This window comes from Synechococcus lacustris str. Tous, assembly GCF_003011125.1.
GTDB classification, from domain to species: domain Bacteria; phylum Cyanobacteriota; class Cyanobacteriia; order PCC-6307; family Cyanobiaceae; genus Synechococcus_D; species Synechococcus_D lacustris.
The window spans coordinates 1-1,102 of record NZ_PXVC01000214.1 but is presented as its reverse complement, the minus strand read 5'-3'; the positions used below and the strand labels follow the sequence as shown (position 1 = coordinate 1,102).

At 52.7% G+C, this 1,102-nt stretch carries 2 protein-coding genes; one reads left to right on the top strand and one right to left on the bottom strand.

Translation table 11 applies throughout. From position 1 onward, the window contains the following. A partial coding sequence (locus C7K08_RS14415) for a sigma 54-interacting transcriptional regulator (RefSeq protein ID WP_162842912.1) occupies positions 1-341 on the bottom strand: 341 nt, incomplete at its 3' end. A gap of 48 nt (positions 342-389) precedes the next feature. Here C7K08_RS14415 and purU point away from each other — a divergent pair. Then, on the top strand, positions 390-1,102 hold a 713-nt coding region (gene purU, locus C7K08_RS14410), incomplete at its 3' end, for a formyltetrahydrofolate deformylase (protein WP_106501169.1).

Here is a 1,102-nt window from a genome sequence, read left to right as displayed (position 1 = left end):
GCTTTATCAAATTTATCGATTAGCAGGGTGCCACCGTTTAAACACTCCAATAGGGAGGGGTGCCCCATGCCAAATAATTCAGCGCCATCGGCTCGCAATAGGGCGCCATCAAGCCGAATCAGGGGCAGTCGCCTTTGGGCGGAGCTGAAATGAATTAGGGCAGCCAGGTTGTCTTTTTCTAAACCCGGTTCCCCCATCAACAACACCGGCTGCTCGATCTTGTTGTTTGCAGCCAAGCGCAACTGCTCCCGCAGGGCTTTCGCATATCTACTACTACCCACCACCCCACGACGGGCCTGGGGCACCAGGTATGGGGCCAGCCGCTGAAAAACGGAATCCATGCTGGGGCTGCGCGGGTTGTAATAGAAATAGCTCGTTTAAATGCATCCATGGCTTTAGCAACGGCGATCTTTCAATTGATCTGCCCCGATCGCCCTGGTTTGGTGAGTGAAATATCGGGTTGGGTGGCAGCTAATGGGGGCAATATCCGCCACGCTGATCACCACACTGATGGCGGTGCTGGTTTATTTCTTAGCAGGATCGAATGGGATCTAGATGGTTTTGGCCTGCCCCGGCAGGCGATTCCTGCGGCGGCCACTGCTCTGGCCCAGCGGCTCGGTGGTGAAGGCCAATTGCACTTTTCCGATCATCTGCCCCGAGTGGCCCTATTTGTTAGTAAGCAAGACCATTGCCTGCTCGATCTGCTCTGGCGCACTAAGGCTGGTGAATTGCCGATGCAGGTGCCCCTGGTGATTAGTAACCATCCGGATTTGCGGCAAATAGCTGAGGATTTTGGCGCCAGGTTTGAGCTACTTGAAATCAATGCCGCCACAAAAGCAGAAGTAGAGCAACGCCAATTAGCTTTACTAAGGCAAGAAACTATTGAGCTGGTGGTGCTTGCTAAATACATGCAGGTGTTAAGCGCTAATTTTTTGCAGAATTTTCCAAAGGTAATAAATATCCACCATTCTTTTCTGCCCGCTTTCACGGGAGCGCGGCCCTATCAAAGGGCTTGGGAGCGTGGTGTGAAATTGATTGGTGCCACCGCCCACTACGTAACGGAAGATTTAGATGCAGGGCCGATCATTGAGCAGGCCACTGT